This window comes from Anaerolineales bacterium, assembly GCA_037382465.1.
Taxonomy (GTDB): domain Bacteria; phylum Chloroflexota; class Anaerolineae; order Anaerolineales; family E44-bin32; genus WVZH01.
This window is the reverse complement of the sequence record JARRPX010000109.1, coordinates 1-4,937: the sequence shown is the minus strand read 5'-3', so window position 1 is coordinate 4,937 and position 4,937 is coordinate 1. Positions and strand designations below refer to the sequence as shown.

The window sequence follows — 4,937 nt, the reverse complement described above, 5'->3', positions numbered from 1 at the left end:
TGTTCGTCGCCGTCGAAAAGCATGGTATGGGAGTCGGCAGGAAGTTGATGGCTGCAATTGAAGCCAAAGCTCTCGACCGTCGACTGCGGCGGATCTACCTGCTTTCTGGTTTAACGGCTGAGGGCTTTTATCGCAAACTCGGGTATGAGAAAGCCGGCGCCATCGAACAGGATCTGGATGGTGTGCCCTTGCAGTTGATAAAAATGGAAAAGGTACTCACTCCGGCGAAATAGAATCTACTGCGTCAGCCGTGGGCAGAACAACTCTCGATTGACCTGACAGAAGTCAATAAATCGGAATTGGAATTCTCCCAATGGACTCGTACCGGCATATCGTGAACGTCGAAGGCGCCATTTTCAAAGAAGGTCGTTACCTGCTGGTTGTTCGCGGAGAAGCGGAAAGCCATGCTCCTGGGGCCCTCACGTTGGTCGGCGGGAAAGTTGAATTTTTCGGGAATCCGGATCAAGACGACATCCTGGAAACCACGCTGCGCCGTGAAATCCTGGAGGAGGTCACGGTCGAGATCGAAGACGAGACGGAATACATCGAAAGCGTCGCATTTTCCACGGACGACGGGTTTCCCGTCGTCGATGTCGTTTTTCTTTGCAAATACCGCAGCGGAACCCCGAGTATCGGAGATGCGGGTGAGGTAGCGGGTCTGCACTGGATGACGCCGCAAGAAATCATGAACTCGTCGGAAGTGCCGGAATGGACGCGTCGAAGCATCGAAAAAGCAGAAAATAAACGTATCCAATTAGGCTGGTGAGGGATACGTACACGATGGATTCCTTTTAGCGGTGAGTGATTTCGCATGAATATCGAACACGGGGTCGAGATATCGAAGCCTCCAGAGCTGGTCTTTCCATGGATCTCGGATCCGGACAAGGCCATGCAGTGGCAGAAAAATGTAAAGGGTGGGGAGATCCTCGTCGAAACGCCGGACAAGATAGGGACGACGTTCAAAGAGACTATCGAAGAGGATGGCAACGAGCTTGAAATGCACGGCAGCATTACAGAATACGTCGAAGGTAAGCTCATAGGATTCCACATCGAGAGCAGGATACATACGTTCGTTGTACGTTATTTGGTCAAGGAGATCGAAGGGGGAAGCGAGGTATCGACGGAAATTAATATTCGCTGGAAGTTTCCCATGAACGTTATGAGTCTGTTCATCGGTAAGAAAATGGAAGCGACTCTGCTCGAAGGTATAGAAACGGAATTTCGGGCGTTAAAGCAGATTTGTGAGATGGAATGATTATCCGCGATTCTGTTACGAATGCTTTAATAGGCTCCATCGCTCGTATCCGGAGATCAAATCATCACTTATCCAATGGAGCGTCGACGCAGCAGGTGTGTAGACCTAAAGGATTTTTGGAGGGGTAATGATCGGTAGAGCCACGCTGGATGATATTCCGGAGATCGCCAAAATCATCGTCGAATTCCAGGCGGAGAAAGACACATCCCAGGATCCGGAGGCGATTTCACTTGAGGCAGATGCGCAGCTTAGGGACTGCCTTGAGGACTCTCAAAAGCGAAGTGTATTTGTCGCACGAGGGGCAAACGGCGAAGCCCTCGGGTATCTCGTCGTCCACTGGATCCCCTTTCCGGCGGTTCATGGACTGGAAGGGTACATCTCGGATTTGATCGTCGGCTCACAAGCTCGCGGCCGGGGATTGGGCCGGGCGCTGCTGCAATCTGCGGAGGAAGAGGCCAGATCCAGAGGCGCTCATCGTCTGATGCTCAACAACCGCCGAAGCGCCGAATCCTACGCCCGGCAGTTCTACGCCAAGAACGGCTTTTCCGAACGTGTCGGCTTTTCTAATTTCATTAAGCAATTGTGAATCGCAGGGTGAAAAGGGGGTGGCAGTAAAAGTGGAATTCCCCTTTCCCGCCGATGAGGATTATTGCTGCTGGGCAGTTGATCCTTGATCTGCTAATTTCGTCTATCGCTTTGCTTGGGAGGGAAGTCATCATGAGTGAGAATCAAGAAAATTACAATTCCAGATTGGCAAACTATCCCAGACCTGCCATAGCTTTGACCGCGGTGATTTATTTGTTGTTGGGGATTCTGGAAACTTTGCCGGGAACGTACGTCCCAGCGCTGCTTTACTTCTTTGCCGCGGGGATCCTGGCGCTGATCGTCATGCCCTACGTTCTGGGGCTGCCCAACGGTCGCAAATCGCTGCGGGAATTTTGCTACGACATCCGCCTGCTGCCGATGAAACCTGTCGTCCGCAACGTATTGCTGGGCCTGCTGCTTGCCGCGCTGACCTTGGGCAGCATCCTGTTAGCATCGCTGCTGACCAGACACTTTCTACTCGACTGGACCAAGGTGCCCGCGCTGCGCTGGGTCAAAGGTCTCACGCGGGGTATCTGGGAAGAGGTTATCTTCCGAGGGATCATTCTGGTGTTGTTCCTGCGCTTGTTCTCCAAACGCAGGGCGGTGATCCTGGCGGCGGTGCTCTTTGCCATCGTGCATTTTAAATTGGAGGATTTCGACCTGTACGCAGCCGTCGATCTCGTCAGTATCTTTTTCATGGGATTGCTCTTCACGTATGTCGTCCTGGAAACAGGTTCTCTGCTGCCGGCGATTGTCTTCCATTACGTGCATGATATTTTCATCAACCTGGTACAGAACACTCCCGGCGCAGACATGGCACAGGCAAAAGCCATGCTGTTTGGGCTGCTCTGGATTTCGCTGATACTCGGTGCGCTGCTGACGAAGTACATCGTCGACCATTGGCCCAACCAAGCGCCAGAACCGGCAGCAGCCTAGGGTCAAGGAAATCGCACACGTTTCTCCGCAGAAATCGATATTTTTTTCGGCGATTATTTGCGGATTCGCTTGGGAGACATACCTGGATGATGCACCAGGATTGATGAATGCGACAACATAGATTTACGACGTCTCTACTGCCATCGCAATGTATCCAACGCCTCGAGCAACTCGTCCAAAGACGAATATTTCCGAGAAGCATGGGAAAGGGCATTTTTCATCTCGACACGACGATAGTATTCAGTCAACTTAAAATCGAAAAGGCTTCGCCGAATGTCACGCGCTTCCGCATGGGTCTTTGGGGTCGCCGCTTTCAGTACAAAATCATCGGTTTCATTCAAAAAGAAGGCGCCGATTCCGGTGTTGCACTCGAATATCAACTGGGATTTTTGTCAAAACTCGCAATCGCATTTGTTTTTCTTTTCCCATTCCTGCTGTTCGTGATAGCATGGATAATGAGCTTGAAGGGCTATGCGGCTGATGAGCTGATCCGTATCCTCCGCGTCGCACTCGTACTGATCCCCATCGTTTTGGGGTTGTTGATTTGGGATTACCGTGTGTTTGTCCCGGTGGCAAGTTCGATCATAGTCGAGACGCTGACATCAGACTCCGGGCGCTCTTTCGAGGATCGGGCAAACTCGGCGGGTATTCCCGATTGGATGGAAAAATCAAAGAACTCTCGTTGAATGCACTCTGGCCGAGGGAAGGCAGAGAACCTATGCTGCAGCCAGGTGTAGTGCCAGGGTGTAAACTTGCCTTCTTTTTCGAAAAGGATCATAGAGATTATGCCTGACGATCCGTCTCTCTCGCTTAGAAAGTCAATCCTAAAGCCGGTGTTGTTCCTCTTTGCCTCCTTCACTTTTGTATTCTGTCTCGGCGAAGCGGTGCACGAATTCGGGCACTTTCTGGCACACCGCGCCTACGGATACGATGCGGGTGTGATCCTCGATCCATTTGGGGGCTCGAGAACGCTCGGGTCGGCGTCCCCACGGGCGATCTGGGGCATCACCTCGGCTGCGGGGCCACTGTTCAATTTGCTGCTCGCGTCGATAGTCTTTTCGTTGCTGTGGTCTCGAAGGCGCCCGGCGGTCTTTCCGTTTTTATTGTGGGGACCGGTTGCGATGATCCAGGAGGGTGTGACCTTCTCGTTAGGCAATCTCACGCCCGGCGGCGACGCGGTGTTGATCGTCGAATGGGGGGTCCCATTTGCCGTCGTTTTGGGTTTCGGTATCTTCCTCTTGATCACCGGAATCGCCGTGCTCGGATGGCTGCTGCCTTTCGTGAATCTCTCGCCGCAGGATTCAATCGGCAGGAAATTCGCCGTCGTGGCCGGGGGAATGGTTTCCTTCATGCTGCTTCGTTGGGTGCATGCAGCGATCGTCTCTCCCGGGCTTTCTCAAGAAAACCTCGTCCCGCTGATATTTTCTTTGCTGCTTGCGGTCATCGTGGTTTTGTTGAATCGACCGTTACAATCGATCTTGCAGCGGATAGCGGATGTGCGTACAGGGGCCGTCGAGTGGGCGAACGTTGCCGTGGCAGCAGTATCAGCTGCGGGCGTGGTCCTGTTTCAATTACTGACCTTCAACTAGCTGCGTTCCGCAGCGCAATTCATTCGACCGCTGCGAACCCATCGGCGACTGTGCACTTCGTCGATTCCTTCTCAGCGCAGCGCTTTCTTCGCCGCTTTTAATTGTACTTTCAGCGCAGCTGCAGAGGTTCCCCCCGTCGCATCCCTGCGGTTGAGGGAGGCGTTAATGTCGAAAATCTCGGCGACGTCGGCTGCGAAGTGCTCGCTTACGGATTGATAATCCTCGAGCGTCAGATCCTCCAGCGAGGTCTTATTTTCCGCAGCCAGGCGCACCGCTTTTCCGATCAATGCATGCGCCTCGCGAAACGGCACTCCTTTACCTACCAGATAGTCGGCCAAATCGGTGGCGAACAGATCGGCGCTCAACCTCTCCCGCATTTGTTCCGGGTGCAGTTTCAGGGTCCGGATCAAACCTGCAAGCACAGGGAGCAGCAGGCTGAGGCTGTCGTACGAGTCGAAGGCGGGTTCCTTGTCCTCCTGAAGATCTTTATCGTAAGCAGAGGGCAGTCCTTTGAGCGCTGCCAGCAGACCGGTCAGGTTGCCGATCAGGCGTCCCGTTTTGCCCCGCGCCAG

8 protein-coding genes are annotated in these 4,937 nt (G+C 53.2%); 7 read left to right on the top strand and 1 reads right to left on the bottom strand.

Translation table 11 applies throughout. From position 1 onward, the window contains the following. The 7 genes from P8Z34_16875 to P8Z34_16845 form a co-directional block, all read left to right on the top strand. The coding region (locus tag P8Z34_16875) for a GNAT family N-acetyltransferase (protein MEJ2552347.1) at positions 1 to 233 on the top strand (233 nt) is incomplete at its 5' end. An 80-nt stretch (positions 234 to 313) separates the two neighbouring features. Continuing rightward, a complete protein-coding gene (locus P8Z34_16870) occupies positions 314 to 766 on the top strand; it encodes an NUDIX domain-containing protein (protein ID MEJ2552346.1) in 453 nt (150 codons plus the stop codon). A 45-nt stretch (positions 767 to 811) separates the two neighbouring features. Next, the gene (locus P8Z34_16865) at positions 812 to 1,255 is read left to right on the top strand and encodes an SRPBCC family protein (protein ID MEJ2552345.1); all 444 of its coding nucleotides are present in this window, start codon (positions 812 to 814) and stop codon (positions 1,253 to 1,255) included. Positions 1,256 to 1,382: 127 nt separating this feature from the next. Further along, positions 1,383 to 1,841 (top strand): GNAT family N-acetyltransferase, encoded by a 459-nt coding sequence (locus tag P8Z34_16860; GenBank protein MEJ2552344.1) that lies wholly within the window; start codon positions 1,383 to 1,385, stop codon positions 1,839 to 1,841. Between the two features lie 131 nt (positions 1,842 to 1,972). After that, positions 1,973 to 2,776: a CPBP family intramembrane metalloprotease gene (locus P8Z34_16855; protein ID MEJ2552343.1), complete on the top strand. Its 804-nt coding sequence runs from the start codon at positions 1,973 to 1,975 to the stop codon at positions 2,774 to 2,776. Positions 2,777 to 2,976: 200 nt separating this feature from the next. Beyond that, positions 2,977 to 3,462, top strand: a complete 486-nt coding sequence (locus P8Z34_16850; GenBank protein MEJ2552342.1) for a hypothetical protein — start codon at positions 2,977 to 2,979, stop codon at positions 3,460 to 3,462. Between the two features lie 99 nt (positions 3,463 to 3,561). Further along, complete coding sequence (locus P8Z34_16845) at positions 3,562 to 4,365, top strand: hypothetical protein (GenBank protein ID MEJ2552341.1); 804 nt, start codon at positions 3,562 to 3,564, stop codon at positions 4,363 to 4,365. A gap of 71 nt (positions 4,366 to 4,436) precedes the next feature. On the opposite strand, the gene P8Z34_16840 is transcribed toward P8Z34_16845, so the two are convergent. Next, positions 4,437 to 4,937: argininosuccinate lyase (locus P8Z34_16840; GenBank protein MEJ2552340.1), on the bottom strand; the 501-nt coding region annotated here is incomplete at its 5' end.